This is a genomic window from Streptosporangium sp. G12, from assembly GCF_052983175.1.
This window is the reverse complement of sequence record NZ_JBRIQO010000010.1, coordinates 212,558-228,217: the sequence shown is the minus strand read 5'-3', so window position 1 is coordinate 228,217 and position 15,660 is coordinate 212,558. Positions and strand designations below refer to the sequence as shown.

General features: G+C 70.8%; 12 protein-coding genes. 4 read left to right on the top strand and 8 right to left on the bottom strand.

Annotated elements, in window-relative coordinates:
* The first annotated feature begins 46 nt into the window (after window positions 1-46).
* Window positions 47-2,956, top strand: coding sequence for a M36 family metallopeptidase (locus tag ACVCAG_RS17590; RefSeq protein ID WP_447190027.1), 2,910 nt, complete (start codon window positions 47-49; stop codon window positions 2,954-2,956).
* 173 nt (window positions 2,957-3,129) lie between these two features.
* On the opposite strand, the gene ACVCAG_RS17585 is transcribed toward ACVCAG_RS17590, so the two are convergent.
* Complete coding sequence (locus tag ACVCAG_RS17585; RefSeq protein WP_440082854.1) at window positions 3,130-4,872, bottom strand: FAD-dependent oxidoreductase; 1,743 nt, start codon at window positions 4,870-4,872, stop codon at window positions 3,130-3,132.
* A gap of 397 nt (window positions 4,873-5,269) precedes the next feature.
* On the opposite strand from ACVCAG_RS17585, the gene nagA reads away from it, so the two are divergent.
* Window positions 5,270-6,406 carry an N-acetylglucosamine-6-phosphate deacetylase gene (nagA, locus tag ACVCAG_RS17580; protein WP_440082853.1) on the top strand — a complete coding sequence of 379 codons (1,137 nt, stop codon included), beginning with the start codon at window positions 5,270-5,272 and terminating at the stop codon, window positions 6,404-6,406.
* A gap of 19 nt (window positions 6,407-6,425) precedes the next feature.
* Here nagA and ACVCAG_RS17575 read toward each other — a convergent pair whose 3' ends face one another.
* The 3 genes from ACVCAG_RS17575 to guaB all read right to left on the bottom strand — a co-directional run bounded on the left by ACVCAG_RS17575 (window position 6,426) and on the right by guaB (window position 10,235).
* Window positions 6,426-7,358, bottom strand: coding sequence for a hypothetical protein (locus ACVCAG_RS17575; RefSeq protein ID WP_440082852.1), 933 nt, complete (start codon window positions 7,356-7,358; stop codon window positions 6,426-6,428).
* A 122-nt stretch (window positions 7,359-7,480) separates the two neighbouring features.
* Window positions 7,481-8,599 (bottom strand): GuaB3 family IMP dehydrogenase-related protein, encoded by a 1,119-nt coding sequence (locus ACVCAG_RS17570; RefSeq protein ID WP_440071004.1) that lies wholly within the window; start codon window positions 8,597-8,599, stop codon window positions 7,481-7,483.
* A 154-nt stretch (window positions 8,600-8,753) separates the two neighbouring features.
* On the bottom strand, window positions 8,754-10,235 hold the full coding sequence (guaB, locus tag ACVCAG_RS17565) for an IMP dehydrogenase (RefSeq protein WP_440082851.1): 1,482 nt from the start codon (window positions 10,233-10,235) through the stop codon (window positions 8,754-8,756).
* Window positions 10,236-10,708: 473 nt separating this feature from the next.
* On the opposite strand from guaB, the gene ACVCAG_RS17560 reads away from it, so the two are divergent.
* The gene (locus ACVCAG_RS17560) at window positions 10,709-11,719 is read left to right on the top strand and encodes a LuxR C-terminal-related transcriptional regulator (protein ID WP_440082850.1); all 1,011 of its coding nucleotides are present in this window, start codon (window positions 10,709-10,711) and stop codon (window positions 11,717-11,719) included.
* A gap of 258 nt (window positions 11,720-11,977) precedes the next feature.
* Entirely contained in the window at window positions 11,978-12,355 is a 378-nt protein-coding gene (locus tag ACVCAG_RS17555) for a DUF5319 family protein (RefSeq protein WP_326635634.1), read from the top strand.
* Here the strand turns inward: ACVCAG_RS17555 and ACVCAG_RS17550 are convergent.
* The 4 genes from ACVCAG_RS17550 to groES all read right to left on the bottom strand — a co-directional run bounded on the left by ACVCAG_RS17550 (window position 12,316) and on the right by groES (window position 15,578).
* A complete protein-coding gene (locus tag ACVCAG_RS17550) occupies window positions 12,316-12,519 on the bottom strand; it encodes a hypothetical protein (protein ID WP_440082849.1) in 204 nt (67 codons plus the stop codon). The two genes, ACVCAG_RS17555 and ACVCAG_RS17550, sit on opposite strands and share 40 nt — an antisense overlap.
* Before the next feature lie 82 nt (window positions 12,520-12,601).
* Window positions 12,602-13,240: a sigma-70 family RNA polymerase sigma factor gene (locus ACVCAG_RS17545; RefSeq protein ID WP_329090055.1), complete on the bottom strand. Its 639-nt coding sequence runs from the start codon at window positions 13,238-13,240 to the stop codon at window positions 12,602-12,604.
* A gap of 313 nt (window positions 13,241-13,553) precedes the next feature.
* Window positions 13,554-15,176, bottom strand: a complete 1,623-nt coding sequence (gene groL, locus ACVCAG_RS17540; RefSeq protein WP_440082848.1) for a chaperonin GroEL — start codon at window positions 15,174-15,176, stop codon at window positions 13,554-13,556.
* Window positions 15,177-15,266: 90 nt separating this feature from the next.
* Window positions 15,267-15,578 carry a co-chaperone GroES gene (groES, locus tag ACVCAG_RS17535; protein ID WP_362678524.1) on the bottom strand — a complete coding sequence of 104 codons (312 nt, stop codon included), beginning with the start codon at window positions 15,576-15,578 and terminating at the stop codon, window positions 15,267-15,269.
* Window positions 15,579-15,660 lie beyond the last annotated feature (82 nt).

Genomic DNA, 15,660 nt, shown 5'->3' with positions numbered 1-15,660 from the left:
TCCGCGTGTGCATGGCCGGCGACGGCCATCTTTCGCAGGAGGATCGGTGCCGACCAAACCCTGGTCACGCGTTACCGTCATCGCCGCCGCCACCGCGGCGCTCGTCATTCCCCTGCCGGGGGTCGCCCAGGGCGAACCCGGCGGCCGGCCCCCCAAGGTCCACGACTTCCAGGCCGAACACGGCGCCAAGCCCGACCTGGACAACCGGCGTGGCAGCGTCGCACCCCCCACCTCGCTCTCCAGGTCGGCGGCGAGCGCCGCGACGATCCGGTGGAACGCTCTCGGCACCCCGGCCGTCGTCACCGGCTCCGCCCCCCTCGCCGAGGGCCTGGACGCCGACCCCGAGCGGGCCGCGCGGGCCTACCTCAAGGCGAACGAGAGCCTCTTCGGCCTCTCCGGCGAGGCCGTGGACGCGCTGGAGAAGATCGCCGCCAACCCCATCGGCGACGGGTACGCCGTACTCCTGCGGCAGAGGTTCGGCGGCCTGCCCGCGGGCGTGGACGGTCAGGTCGTGGTCGGTGTGAAGGGCGGCAAGGTCCTCCACGTCACCTCGACCCTCTCGCGCTCCTCCGAGGCGCCTCCCGCCGCCAGGCTCACCGAGCGGCAGGCGTTGGAGATCGCGGCCAGGGACGGCGGGATCGACCTGGCCACGGCCACCGTCAAGAAGGCCACCGCCACGGCGGTACCCGCGCCCGACGGGACGCACAACGCGTTCCAGATCACCCTGATCGGCGGCGGCGAGGGCGAGCCCGCCGCGTACACGACGCACGTGGACGCGGTCAGCGGCGAGATCCTGACCCGCGAGAACCTGGTGGACCACCACAGCGCGCCGGACGACCCCCGCTGGGAGGCCTTCCCGGCCAACCCCCCGGCCGACTACTCCTCCACCGACACCCGCGCGACGTGGTGCGCCACGGCCGGGCCCGGCTGCGACCTGGTCGGGGCCGACCCGGCCACCGGCAAGGCGTGGGACGTCGACCACGCCACGGACACCCCGACGAACACGAGCGTCGGCAACGCCGCCAGGACCGTGGAGAACCGCGCCAGCGGCGACGCGTTCTCCGTCGGCACGCGCGGCAACGTGGCCACGCCGAACCGCGAGTACGTCTACCCGTGGACCAACAAGTGGTACACGGCCAAGTGCGACCCGGCCTCCCTCGACCAGCCCGGCGAGGCCGACCTCGAAGCCGCCATCTCCAACCTGCACGTCATGCACAACCGCATGCACGACTGGTCCTACCGGCTCGGCTTCACCGAGACCGCCTGGAACATGCAGAACGACAACGGCGAGCGCGGCGGCCTCGGCGGCGACCCCGAGCAGGGCAACGCCCAGGCGGGCGCCCGGGTGCTCAGCGTGCGCGACAACGCCAACCAGATCACCGGCCCCGACGGGGTCGCGCCCATCACCAACATGTACATGTGGCAGCCGATCGCGGGCGCGTTCTACTCGCCCTGCGTGGACGGCGACTACGACATGTCGGTGATCGGGCACGAGTACACCCACGCGATCTCCGGCCGCATGATCGGCGGCCCGAACGCCGGGTGGAGCGGCGCCCAGGCCGGGGCGATGAACGAGAGCACCTCCGACCTGTTCGCGATGGAGTATCTCTCCGAGTACGGCTTCCGCCCCGCGGGCGACACCCCGTACGTCACCGGCGGCTACGTCACCGGCGACAAGAAGGCGGGCATCCGCAACTACGACATGTCCAACTCCCCGCTGAACTACAGCGACATCGCGTACGACATCGTCGGCCAGCAGGTGCACGCCGACGGTGAGATCTGGTCGGCGACCCAGTACGACGTGCGCAAGGCCTTCGTGCAGAAGTACGGCCAGGGCACCCCGGCCAGGCAGAAGGCGTGCGCCGACGGCAAGACCCCGCTCGGGGAGTGCCCCGGCAACCGCCGCTGGGCGCAGGTCTCCTTCGACGCGCTGCTGCTGATGGCCTCCGGCGCGGTCAGCTACGTCGACCACCGCGACGCGCTGCTCGCGGCCGACGCCATCCGCTTCGGCGGCGCGAACCAGGCCATCATGTGGCGCGCGTTCGCCGAGCACGGCCTCGGCCAGGGCGCGGCGAGCGTCGGGGCCAACGACCCCGACCCGACGCCGAGCTTCGTCGACCCGGCCGGCAAGAACGGGAAGATCCAGCTCAAGCCGCTGCTCGAGGCCAAGGACGCCGCGCTCCGGCTGTACGTCGGCGACTACGAGGGCCGTGTCGTGCCGGTGGCCGACACCGACCCGGCGACCGAGCTCGGCGACACCGTCGAGATGACCCCGGGGATCTACGACTTCGTGGTCGCGGGCAACGGGTTCGGGCACACCCGGGTGAAGTTCGCGGTGCTGCCCGGGCTGAAGCTGCCGCTGCCGCTCGCGGTGCCGAAGAACCTCGCCTCGGCGGCGCTGGGCGCCACCGCGACCGGTGACGGCGTCAACCAGGCCAAGCTGATCGACGAGACGGAGGCCACGAACTGGGCCTCGCTCACCGGCCCGGTCAAGGGCAGGTCCGTCACCGTGGACCTGGCCGGGACCGAGCCGGAGAAGATCCGCCGCGTGCAGGTCAGCGCCATGCTCAGGCCCCCCGCCCCCACCGACCCGGCCGACCCCGGCACCCAGAACCGCTTCAGCGCCCTGCGCGCCTTCGAGGTCCTGGCCTGCGACGCCACCAAGAAGGACTGCTCCTCACCCGCGTCCTTCTCGGTCGTCTACACCAGCCCGTCCAACGCCTTCGAGACGCGCCGGCCGCGTCCTCGCGGCGCCGACCTGGTCATCGAGTCCTTCAAGATCCCCACGACCACCGCGACCCACCTGACCCTGCGGGCCGTCTCCACCCAGTGCACCGGCAACCCGGTCTACGCCGGTGAGCAGGACGCCGACCCCAACTCCGCCACCGACTGCGCCACCGCCAGCCCCACCAGGGACCACCTGCGGGCGGCCGAGTTCCAGGCCTTCACCCGCTAGTCCTTCCGGAATCTCCTGCCGGCCTCTCCCGAAGGGCCGGCAGGCCCTCCGGACACCCGCCCGGCCCCTCCGGAGCCCGTCAGTCCCTCCGGAGGAGTCCCCGGGTCCCGAGTCTCTCGGGATCCGGGGACCTTTCTGTTCCGGGCGCGTTCCGCTTCCGGCCCCCGAATGGGCTAAACCGGGTTCGTCTCGGGACCGGCCACCGGCACGATCTCCGGAGCGCCCAGGCGGATGGCGTCGGCCTCCTGGTCGGTGTCCTGCTCCTGGGAGAGGCGCTCGGACTCGACGCGCTTGGTGTAGTACTCCACCTCGCGCTTGATCTGCTCGGCGTCCCAGCCCAGCGGCTCGGCGAGCAGCTGGGCCGTCTCCTCGACCACCCCCACACCCCGGTGGAAGGTCTCGATCGAGATGTGCGTACGCCGGGTCAGCACGTCGTTCACGTGCCGGGCGCCCTCGTGGGTCGCCGCGTAGACCACCTCCGCCCGGAGGTAGTCGTCGGCCCCCGTCAGCGGCTTGGCCAGCGACGGGTCCCGCTCGATCAGCGCCAGCACCTCGTCGATCATCGACCCGTACCGCTGGAGCAGGTGTTCGATCCTGGCCACGTGCAGTCCGGAGGACTGGGCCAGCCGCTGCCGGGAGTTCCACATCGCCTGGTAGCCCTCGGCTCCCACCAGCGGGACCCGGTCGGTGCAGGAGGGCGGGACCCGCTGGTCAAGGCCGTGCGCCACGGCGTCGACCGCGTCCTTCGCCATAACACGATATGTCGTGTACTTTCCCCCGGCCACCATGACCAGGCCCGGCACGGGGTGGGCCACCACGTGCTCGCGGGAGAGCTTGGACGTCTCCTCCGACTCCCCCGACAGCAGCGGGCGCAGCCCGGCGTAGACGCCCTCGACGTCCTCGCGGGTGAGCGGGACCGAGAGCACCTCGTTCACGTGGTCGAGGACGTAGTCGATGTCCGACCGCGACGCCGCCGGGTGGGCCCGGTCCAGCTTCCACGCGGTGTCGGTGGTGCCGATGATCCAGTGACGGCCCCAGGGGATGACGAACAGCACCGACTTCTCGGTGCGCAGGATGATCCCGGTGAGCGAGTGGATCCGGTCGCGCGGCACCACCAGATGGATCCCCTTGGAGGCGCGCACGTGGATCTGCCCGCGACCGCCGACCATTTCCTGGATGTCGTCCGTCCACACCCCGGTGGCGTTGACCACCTGGCGGGCCCGCACCTCGAGCTCCCTGCCGCCCTCCAGGTCGCGCACCCGGACGCCGGTGACCCGCTCCCCCTCGCGCAGGAAACCCACCACCTGCGCCCGCGAGGCGACGTTGGCCCCGTACATGGCCGCCGTCCGCAGCGTGGTCATCACATGGCGGGCGTCGTCGACCTGGGCGTCCCAGTACTGCACCGCGCCGGAGAACGCCGTCTTGCGCAGCGCGGGCGCGAGCCGCAACGCCCTCGTACGCGACAGGTGCCTGTGGCCCGGCACGCCCCGGGCGAGCCCGGTGGAGAAGCCCATCGTGTCGTACAGCACCAGACCCGCGCCCACGTAGGGCCGCTCCCAGCCGACATGCGTCAGCGGGAACAGGAACGGCACCGGCCGCACCAGGTGCGGGGCGATCCGCTGCAGCAGCAGGGCCCGCTCCTGGAGCGCCTCCCTGACCAGCTCGAAGTTGAGCTGTTCCAGGTAGCGCAGGCCGCCGTGGATCAGCTTGGACGACCTGGACGAGGTCCCCGAGGCGAAGTCGCGCGCCTCCAGCAGCCCGACCGACAAGCCGCGGGTCACCGCGTCCAGCGCGACTCCCGCTCCGACGACCCCGCCTCCGATCACCACCACGTCGAGTTCCTCGGCGCTCATCTGCGCCAGTGCGGCGGACCGCTCGGCAGGACCGAGCCGTCCGGTGCCCATTCGCGCCGTCATGTGCAACCCCCTGGGGTGCGGCTTGTCGCCTTACGTGAGGTATCTACCCATCTACCCTAGGCACCATTACCGGCCGGTAGGGAACGGCGGCGGTGATTCACGCCATACCCCCCTGAACAGCGGAAAGACAATGAGAGACCAAAGAGGGGGCAACACCGGGGAATCCCCCGAGAACGTTCGACGGCACATGGGCGCGGGAAGACGGCCGCGATGCGATCGCCCGGCTCCCGCGGACCGGTCCGGCCGCGCGCGGCGGCGCACCCCGGCGGCGGCGACGCGCCCCCATGCCCCCAGGCCCCGCCCGCGGCGTGTGACCGGGCGCGCACGCTCCGGGGTGGACGGTCACCGCTGGAGTGCCGGGAGCCGGTTCTCCCGGGGACCCGCGAGGATGGGGAGCATGAGCATCACACTCGCCGACGCCCGCGTCGTGACCCCCGAAGGTGTCCACGAAGGCTGGCTCACCATCGAAGACGGCCGCATCACCCACGTGGGCCAGGGCTCGGCCCCCGGCGCCGGGCTCGGTCTCGGCGGCCGGTACGTCGTGCCGGGCTTCGTCGACATCCACAACCACGGCGGGGCGGGCGGTTCCTTCCCCACCGGCGACCCGGACCAGGCGAGCCGGGCCGTCGACCTGCACGCCCGCCACGGCACCACCACGCTCATGGCCAGCCTGGTCACCGCGTCGCCGGACGACCTGGCCAGGGCCGCCGCCTCCCTCGCCGACCTGTGCGAGGACGGGCTGCTGGCCGGGATCCACTTCGAGGGCCCCTACATCTCCGCCGCCCGCTGCGGGGCGCACAACCCGGCGCTGCTGCGCGAGCCCTCACCCGGCGAGCTCGGCGCGCTGCTCAAGGCCGGACGCGGCCACGTACGGATGATCACCATCGCCGCCGAGCTGCCCGGCGCGCTGGACACCGTACGGGAGGCGGTGGCAGGCGGCGTGATCGCCGCCCTCGGCCACAGCGACGCCACCTACGAGCAGACGATCTCCGGCATCGAGGCGGGCGGCAGCGTCGCGACCCACCTCTACAACGCGATGCCGCCGCTGCACCACCGCGACCCCGGGCCGATCGCCGCGCTGCTCCAGGACGAGCGCGTCACGGTCGAGCTGATCAACGACGGCGTGCACCTGCACCCGGCCATGACGCGCCTGGCCTTCGAGGTCGCGGGTCCCGGCAGGACCGCGCTGATCACCGACGCCATGGCGGCGGCGGGCATGGGCGACGGCGTCTACGGGCTCGGCCCGATGACGGTGAACGTCGCGGACGGGGTGGCCCGGCTGGCCGAGGGCGGCGCCATCGCGGGCAGCACCCTGACCATGGACGTCGCGTTCCGGCGCGCCGTGCGCGAGGTGGGCCTGTCACTGGCCGAGGCGTCCGAGATCGCCTCCCTGACCCCGGCTCGGGTGCTCGGTCTCGCCGACCGCCTGGGATCCGTCTCGGTCGGCAAGCGGGCCGACCTGGTGGTGCTCACCGACGACCTGGAGGTCTCCGGCGTCATGCGCGGCGGCACCTGGATCACCGAGCCCCGCTGAACCCCTGGATCCGGGCGGCTCAGGACCAGTCCCAGCGGATGCCGACCAGGCCGGGTTCCAGCGACCCGGCCACCAGGTGCACGGCGTTGTGGGCGTTGAGGGAGAGCTCGCCGGGATTCTCCTCCCCGGTGCCGGAGCCCTGCCGGGCGAACCGCTGGACGCGCACCGGGAGGGTTTCCGGCGCGAAGTTCACCCGGAGCACGTACTGCCCGGCCGGATGCCGGAAGCCCCGCTCGTACTCGACGGTCTCCACGCCGCTCGGGTCGGCCAGCTCGTAGCGGATGATCTGCGTCTCGCCGGGCCGCAGCATCTGGTCGAACAGCAGTTCCGCCACGACCAGGGCGGTCGGCCCGTCGCGGCGGACCCGGCCGACCCGGCAGTCCTCCAGGGCCCGGACGCGCACGCGCTCCACGTCGCATCCCAGGTCGCCCCGGTAGACCATGATGTAGCGGTCGGTGGCCTCCTCGTGCGCCTGCACCACCTGGAGCGTCTCGCGCCGCACGGTGCTGCGGTCGGGACCGATCTGCAGCGTCTCGTACATCCCGGCGATGTGCAGGCGCCGGTCGTCGGCCACCCCGTTCAGATCGTGGATCATCGCCGACAGCGTCCGGGAGGACTCCATGATCGCGGAGTAGGGCAGGGCGCCCACCGGCAGCTTCCCCGCGTCCCGCCCGCGCGGCCGGGGCGGGCCGAGAAGGGCCATGAGGGAGCGCGGCGGCAGGACGAGGATCTCCTCCAGGGCGCGCACGGCGCGCAGCGACTCGGGGCGCTCAGGGCGGCGCAGCCCCTGTTGCCAGTAGCTCAGGCTCGTCATCCCGACCCGGAGGCCGCGTTCCCCGAGATGCCGGCGAAGCCCGGTCAGCGTCAGCCCGCGGGTCTCCACCGCGGCACGTAGCGCGACGTGGAAGGGCCCCTCCTTGAGGGCGACCCGGAGCTCCCGATCAGTTGGCACGTACGAATGCTCACAGATTTCTTCAAGCACGTCATTTCGGTTATCGGCGGCACGGGAGACGGCGAGCACCCGGTCTCGCGGGAGGGCGGCCCGGACGGGGTTCCGCCCCGCCCCGCGAGATGTCAGCCGATCTGCGGAGCGACGACGACCTCGACCCGCTGGAACTCCTTGAGGTCGGAGTATCCGGCGGTGGCCATCGTGCGCCTGAGCGCGCCCATCAGGTTCATCGAGCCGTCGGCGACCGAGGAGGGGCCGTGCAGGATCTGCTCCAGCGTGCCGACCGTGCCGAACTCGACCCGCTTGCCCCTGGGCAGCTCGGGGTGCTGCGCCTCGGAGCCCCAGTGGAAGCCCTGGCCGGGAGCCTCGACGGCCCGCGCCAGCGGCGAGCCGACCATGACCGCGTCCGCGCCCACGGCGATCGCCTTGGCGATGTCACCGGAGGTGCCCATGCCGCCGTCGGCGATGACGTGGACGTAACGGCCGCCGGACTCGTCCATGTAGTCGCGGCGGGCGGCGGCCACGTCGGAGATCGCGGTGGCCATCGGCACCACCACGCCCAGCACCGTGCGGGTGGTGTGCGAGGCGCCGCCGCCGAAGCCGACGAGCACCCCGGCCGCGCCGGTCCGCATCAGGTGCAGCGCCGCGGTGTAGGTGGCGCACCCCCCGACGACCACGGGGACGTCGAGCTCGTAGATGAACTGCTTGAGGTTGAGCGGCTCGGCCCTGCCGGAGACGTGCTCGGCGGAGACCGTGGTACCGCGGATCACGAAGATGTCCACGCCCGCGTCGATGACGGCCTTGTGGTACTGGACCGTGCGCTGCGGGGACAGCCGGACGGCCGTCGCCACCCCGGCGGCGCGGATCTCCTCGATACGGCGGCCGATCAGCTCCTCCTTGATCGGCGCGTCGTAGATCTCCTGCAGCCGCTTCGTGGCGGGCTCGCCCTTGAGCTCGGCCACCTCCTCCAGCAGCGGCATCGGGTCGTCGTACCGGGTCCACAGCCCTTCGAGGTCGAGCACGGCGAGACCGCCGAGCCTGCCGACCTCGATGGCGGTCTTCGGCGAGACCACGCTGTCCATCGGGCTCACCACGACGGGCAGCTCGAAGCGGTAGGCGTCGATCTGCCAGGCGATCGAGACCTCCTCCGGGTCGCGGGTGCGACGGGACGGAACGATGCCGATCTCGTCGAGCGCGTAGGCACGACGGCCGTTCTTGCCGCGGCCGATCTCCACCTGAGTCATATGTCTGTCTTTCCCGTTCCGTGCGTGCACAGCGCACGCCGCGTTCCATGCGTGCGCCATGCACGCCGCGTTCCATGCGGTCCGGCCGTGCGCGCGGCGTCTCGTGCGTGCACGGCGCACGCCACGTTCGCCCGCGCGCCCGGCGCGGGCCGCCCTAGCGACCGTGGTAGTTGGGAGCCTCGACCGTCATCTGGATGTCGTGCGGGTGGCTCTCCTTGAGGCCGGCCGCCGTGATCGGCATCAGCTCGCACCGCACGTGCATCTCGGCGACCGTACGGCACCCGGAGTACCACATGCCCTGGCGCAGGCCGCCGATGAGCTGGTGGGCCACCGCGGCGACCGGGCCGCGGTAGGGGACCTGCCCCTCGATGCCCTCGGGGATGAACTTGTCCTCGTTGCCGACGTCGCCCTGGGCGTAGCGGTCCTTGCTGAAGGAGGCGCCGCCGCGCTCGCGGTTGCGGACCGCGCCGAGCGAGCCCATGCCCCGGTACGACTTGAACTGCTTGCCGTTGATGAAGATCAGCTCACCCGGGGACTCCTCGCAGCCCGCCAGGAGGGAGCCGAGCATGACCGTGTCGGCCCCGGCCGCGATGGCCTTGACGATGTCGCCCGAATACTGCAGGCCGCCGTCGCCGATCACCGGGACCCCGGCGGGACCGGCGGCCAGCGAGGCCTCGTGGATCGCCGTCACCTGCGGGGCGCCGACACCGGCGACCACGCGGGTGGTGCAGATGGAGCCGGGCCCGACACCGACCTTGACCGCGTCGACCCCGGCGTCGACCAGCATCTGGGCGCCCGCGCGGGTGGCGATGTTGCCGCCGATCACGTCGACCCGGCTGTTGGACTTGATCTTGGCGATCATGTCGGCGAGACCCTTGGAGTGGCCGTGCGCGACGTCCACCACGATCACGTCGACCCCGGCCTCGATCAGCGCGATCGCCCGCTTCTCCGCGTCGCCGCCGACGCCGACGGCCGCCCCCACGACGAGCCGGCCGTCGGCGTCCTTGGTGGCGAGGGGATACTGCTCGCTCTTGGTGAAGTCCTTGACGGTGATGAGCCCGCGCAGCCGCCCCCCGGCGTCGACCAGCGGAAGCTTCTCGATCTTGTTCTGCTTGAGCAGGGCGAACGCGTCGTCGGTGGAGACCCCGACCGGCGCGGTGACCAGCGGCATCGGGGTCATGACCTCGCGCACCGGACGGTTCTCGTCGGTCTCGAAGCGCATGTCGCGGTTGGTGACGATGCCGACGAGCACGCCGGTCTCGTCGGTCACCGGGACGCCGGAGATCCGGTACGTCGCGCAGAGGCGCTCGACGTCGGCCAGCGTCTCGTCCGGGGAGCAGGTGACCGGGTTGGTGACCATCCCGGCCTCGGAGCGCTTGACGAGGTCGGCCTGCTGGGCCTGGTCCTCGATCGACAGGTTGCGGTGCAGGACGCCGATGCCCCCCTGGCGTGCCATCGCCACCGCCATGCGGGCCTCGGTCACCGTGTCCATCGCCGCGGAGACCAGCGGGATCCGCAGGGTGATGCCCCGCGACAGCCGCGTGGTGGTGTCGGCCTGCCCCGGCTGCAGGTCCGAATACGCGGGAACCAGCAACACGTCGTCGAACGTGAGCCCCGGCTCGGTGAACTTGGCCATCTGCGATCCTCCTGCCGCGGCGCTCTCATGACGGGGAAAGGCGCCGACCCCCGGGTCACAGTTTAGAGTCTGACGCCAAAGCCGGGGGACCCGGGGGAAAAGGCGGGGCGCGGAGGCACCGGGGAGAGACGGGCCCCGGGGGGCCCGGAGGAAGGACGGGCCCCCGGAGGACCCGGGAAAAGCGGGGGACCGAGCGGTCGGTGACCCGCTCGGTCCCCCGGATCACCGGCATCGGCGCGGAGATGCCTTGACGCCAACCGAACCCCCCTCCGCATCCGGCTGGCGGCGTGATCCGCGCCTTCGCCGACGCTGCGTCAAGAGTGCGTCACGATGCGTTCGTCTCGCAATGTCCAAACGTGCAATTGCACGAAGCTGCACACCACGGCATGCCAGTAGGAGCAACGCCCGGACAGGGACGATTCGCCGAGTTATCCTCGCCAGACCCTCGTGTCACTTGCAGGAGTCCCTCGCCGATGAGTACCGACACACCCACACTGCCCGACCCGCTGGAGAGCCTGGGGCTCACTCCGGCCCAGACGGCCCTGTACAACGCGGTCCTGCGCCTGCACCGCGCCACCTGCGCCGAGCTCGCCCAGGCCACCAACCGCTCGCCCGAGCCGCTCGGCCGCGAGCTGGCCACCCTGGTACGGCTGGGCGTGGTCGACGAGCAGGGGGGCGAGTACCTGGCCCGCCACCCGGCCGCGGCCCTCGGCCATCTGATCGCGGAGAGGCTGGACCGGCTGGCCGCCGAGAGCCGCCGGATCGACACCGTGCTCGGCTCGATCCGCGGCTTCATCCACCAGTACGACGCCGGCCGCGACTACCAGACCGGCCAGTTCTCCGTGGACCTGGTCGGAGGCGCCGACGAGCTCTACGAGAGCGTGATCGGCATGGCGGTCCAGGCCCCGCCGCTGAGGCTGCTGTCGAGCATCCCCGACCGGCGGACGATGAGCGACTTCGCGCACCGCTACGCCGACCAGTGGATCGGCGCCCAGCGTGCCGGCCTGCTCGCCTGCCGGGTCACCATCCCGGTCCACACCCTGGAGATCCCCGGCCTGCGCGACAAGCTGGACCAGTTCGAGCAGGCGGGGGCCGAGGTGCGCACCCTCGACGCGGTGCCCAGCTGGTTCCTCGTCGCGGGGGACGACGCCGCGGGCATGCCCGCCCAGTGGGGCGGCGCGCTCGCCGAGAACGCCTACAACTTCCACCTGGTCAGGGCTCCGGTCGTGGTGGCCGCGCTGCGCTCGCTCTTCGAGGAGCTGTGGGCCCGCGGGGCCCGCCTGCCCGGGACCCACCGCGACGACGGGGTGGTCCGGGTGCTGCGGCTGGCCGGTCAGGGCGTCCCCGACGAGATGATCGCCCGGCAGCTGGGCGTCTCGGTCCGCACGGTGCGCGCCAGGTTCGCCGACGCCATGGCCGAGCTGGGGGCGCAGTCCCGGTTCCAGGCGGGGGTGGAGGCCTCCCGGCGCGGCTGGCTCGTCTAGTGCCTCTCGGGCGCCGGGGGCCCGGGGCGACAGGGACCGGAGCGCCACGGCGCCGGGGCGTCAGGGACCCGGGGCGTCAGGGGCCCGGGCACACCGGGTTTCGGCCTCCGCACCACCGGGATCTCCGCCTCCCCCGCCCCGGGAATCCTTCACCACGTGCCGGTGCCGCCAGGTCTCTGACCTGCCCGTACCACCCCAGAGCGTCCTACTCGTGCAGTTCGGAACCTGTCTGTCACATCCAGGCCATAAGGTGGGATCGTGCTCGACGATGTCCCTCGCGACCCGTTCGCGGATGACCCCGACGACCCGGCGGCGGCGCTGGGCGATCCCGACGATCCCGAGCCGCTGACGACGGACGAGCGTGACGAGGCCATGACCGACCTCGCCGACGTGGAGGTCTTCCGCTCGTTGCTGGAGCCTCAGGGGGTGCTCGGCCTGGTGCTCGACTGCCCCGAATGCGGGGAACAGCACTACTTCGACTGGGAGCTGCTGCGCGGCAACCTGCGCCAGATGATCGAGAACGGCCAGCCCCAGGTGCACGAGCCCGCCTACCAGCCCAACCCCACCGACTACGTGAGCTGGGAATACGCCCGTGGTTACGTGGACGGCGTGATCGACACCGAGGAACACCGCTGATCCACGTCGTCGATCAGGGCCGCCAGCAGGGCGACCGCGGCGTCTGAGCCGGAGACGGGCCTCCTGCCGGAGAGCGCCTCCAGGAGTTCGGCGGTCTCGGCGACCGCCGGGTCCTCGTCCGGCCCGTATCTCCGAGCCGGACGTCGCGGGTGAACCGTTGTCATGATCGTTCTCGCTCCGGGTCGTCGCGAGCCCCGCCCCGCGGTTCGGGCCTCCGCTCGCGCCCCCTGCTCGACAGCTCCGCGGTCAAGCTATCGACTCCAGCTCCGCCATCGCTCGTAGCCGGGCCAGCGCCCTGTGCTGGGCCACACGAACCGCACCTGGTGACATGCCAAGTACATTACCGGTCTCCTCGGCGGAAAGGCCCGACACCACTCGAAGCATGAGCAGCTCGCGCTGGTTGTCCGGCAGCCTCGACAGCAGCCGGCGGGCGTGTTCGGCCTCGATGTAACGCACCACGGTCTCCTCCGGCCCCGGACCCTCGTCGGGCCCGTCAGGAAGGTCCTGGGTGGGCACGGCGGATCGTACGGAGCTGCGCAGCGCGTCGGCCACCTTGTGAGACGCGATGCCGAAGACGAAGGACGCGAACGGGCGTCCCATGTCACGGTAGCGGGGCAGTGCGGACAGCACCGCTATGCAAACTTCCTGGGCCACGTCGTCCGCGATGTGATACTGACCGGAAACCCGGCCCAGACGACCACGGCAATATCGGACGACCATCGGCCGCAGTTGCGCGATCAGAGATTCGATCGCGGTGCGATCCCCCTGAACGGCGAGGCTCGTCAGATCCTTGAGATCATCCCTGTGGGCGACCCCATCAGACCTCGTCGCAAGCCTCACCCCATTTTTGGCGTCGGCGACGCATCCCTCGGTCACGTTAGGCATGATGCCCGCCCTGGTAGTGACTGTCGTCATCGCAAACGGCTACGGATTGGTCACATTGAGGCGGAGATAACGGCGCGTAATCGAACGGCGACTGCAACGACTACAGAATGTGCAAATATTTCATTCGATTGCCAAATACGTCGACTATTCGTTAGAACCGCGTTTGGTCTTCTGTCCGGCGTGACGCTTGAGATCGTTTTTTGGTTTACCGCGAAACGCGAACGGCTCGCGCCTCCGGGGAGACGCGAGCCGTTCGGAACCGATGATCGGCCGGGGCCGATCGGGGGCCGGTCAGTGACCGATCAGTGACCGATCAGTGGCCGTGGCCGTGGCCGTGACCCTGGCCGGCGGCGGCCGGGGCCTCCTCCTCGGGCTTGTCCACCACGAGGGCCTCGGTCGTCAGCAGCATGCCGGCGATGGAGGCGGCGTTCTGGACGGCCGAGCGGGTGACCTTGACCGGGTCGATGACGCCCTGGGCGATCAGGTCGCCGTACTCGCCGGTGGCGGCGTTGAAGCCCTGGCCGACGGGCAGCTCGGTGACCTTCGCCGTCACGACGTAGCCCTCGAGACCGGCGTTCTCCGCGATCCAGCGGGCCGGCTCGACGAGCGCCTTGCGGACGATGGAGACGCCGGTCGCCTCGTCGCCGGTCAGGCCCAGGTCGTCGAGGACCTTGGAGACGTGGATGAGCGCGGAGCCACCGCCGGAGACGATGCCCTCCTCGATCGCCGCGCGCGTCGCCGAGATGGCGTCCTCAAGGCGGTGCTTCTTCTCCTTGAGCTCCACCTCGGTGGCCGCGCCGACCTTGAGCACGCAGACGCCGCCGGAGAGCTTGGCGAGGCGCTCCTGGAGCTTCTCGCGGTCCCAGTCGGAGTCGGACTGCTCGATGGCGAGCTTGATCTCCTTGACGCGGTCGGCGATCGCCGAGGCCTCACCGGCACCGTCGACGACGGTGGTGGAGTCCTTGGTGATGACGACGCGCCGGGCGGTGCCCAGCACCTCCAGGCCGACGTGCTCCAGCTTGAGGCCGATCTCCTCGCTGACGACCTGGCCACCGGTGAGGATGGCGATGTCCTGCAGCATGGCCTTGCGGCGGTCGCCGAAGCCCGGCGCCTTGACGGCGACGGAGGTGAAGGTGCCACGGATCTTGTTCGTGACGAGGACCGCGAGGGCCTCGCCCTCGACGTCCTCGGCGATGACCAGCAGGGCCTTCTTCGTCTGCGCGATCTTCTCGAGCAGCGGCAGGAAGTCCGAGACCGAGGCGATCTTGCCCTGGGTGATCAGGATGTAGGGGTCCTCCAGGATCGCCTCCATGCGCTCCTGGTCGGTCACCATGTAGGGCGACAGGTAACCCTTGTCGAACTGGAGACCCTCGGTGAACTCGAGCTCCAGGCCCATGCTGTTGGACTCTTCGACGGTGATGACACCGTCCTTGCCCACCTTGTCGAACGCCTCGGCGATCAGCTCACCGATCTTGGCGTCCTGCGCGGAGATCGTCGCCACATTCGCGATCTCCTTCTTGTCCTCGACCGGGCGGGCCGACTCGATCAGCCGGTCGCTGACGGCCTTGGCCGCGATGTCGATGCCGCGCTTGAGGGAGAGCGGCTGCGCTCCGGCGGCCACGTTGCGCAGGCCCTCGCGGACCATGGCCTGGGCCAGGACGGTCGCGGTGGTGGTGCCGTCACCGGCGACGTCGTTGGTCTTGGTCGCCACTTCCTTGGCCAGCTGGGCGCCCATGTTCTCGTACGGCGTCTCCAGCTCGACCTCGCGGGCGATGGTCACACCGTCGTTGGTGATGGTCGGCGCACCGAACTTCTTGTCGATGACGACATTGCGGCCACGCGGGCCCAGCGTCACCTTGACCGCGTCCGCGAGAGCGTTCACGCCGCGCTCGAGAGCTCGGCGCGCGTCCTCCTCGAACGACAGGATCTTCGGCATGACAATCCTCTCTATAAGTACGTCGGCGCATCAAAGCCCCGGGCGCTCTCGCGACCCGGGGCTCGATACGTCATCTTTGTGAAGCGAGAACTACTTCTCGATGATGGCGAGCACGTCACGAGCGGAGAGCACGAGATACTCCTCGCCGTTGTACTTCACCTCGGTGCCGCCGTACTTGCTGTAGAGGACCACGTCGCCCTCCTTGACGTCGAGCGGAATCCGCTTCTCGCCGTCCTCATCCCAGTTGCCGGGGCCCACCGCGAGGACCTTGCCCTCTTGCGGCTTCTCCTTGGCGGTGTCCGGGATGACCAGACCGGAAGCGGTGGTCTGCTCGGCCTCAAGCGGCTGGACCACAATGCGGTCGCCGAGCGGCTTAACGGGAACCTTGGTGGCGGTCGTCACGTCGGACCTCCCCTTCAGATTTGAATGATCTAGAAGAGGCGACCAGCGGTCTGCCGTCGCGGGTGTCAGACCTGCCTCGTCG

What these genes read in the sequence shown, in the direction of transcription:
- ACVCAG_RS17570 (WP_440071004.1), bottom strand. Translation starts at nt 8,599, where the DNA reads ATGACTCAGGTGGAGATCGGCCGCGGCAAGAACGGCCGTCGTGCCTAC.
- ACVCAG_RS17585 (WP_440082854.1), bottom strand. Translation starts at nt 4,872, where the DNA reads ATGACGGCGCGAATGGGCACCGGACGGCTCGGTCCTGCCGAGCGGTCC.
- ACVCAG_RS17560 (WP_440082850.1), top strand. Translation starts at nt 10,709, where the DNA reads ATGAGTACCGACACACCCACACTGCCCGACCCGCTGGAGAGCCTGGGG.
- guaB (WP_440082851.1), bottom strand. Translation starts at nt 10,235, where the DNA reads ATGGCCAAGTTCACCGAGCCGGGGCTCACGTTCGACGACGTGTTGCTG.
- ACVCAG_RS17550 (WP_440082849.1), bottom strand. Translation starts at nt 12,519, where the DNA reads ATGACAACGGTTCACCCGCGACGTCCGGCTCGGAGATACGGGCCGGAC.
- ACVCAG_RS17545 (WP_329090055.1), bottom strand. Translation starts at nt 13,240, where the DNA reads ATGCCTAACGTGACCGAGGGATGCGTCGCCGACGCCAAAAATGGGGTG.
- nagA (WP_440082853.1), top strand. Translation starts at nt 5,270, where the DNA reads ATGAGCATCACACTCGCCGACGCCCGCGTCGTGACCCCCGAAGGTGTC.
- groL (WP_440082848.1), bottom strand. Translation starts at nt 15,176, where the DNA reads ATGCCGAAGATCCTGTCGTTCGAGGAGGACGCGCGCCGAGCTCTCGAG.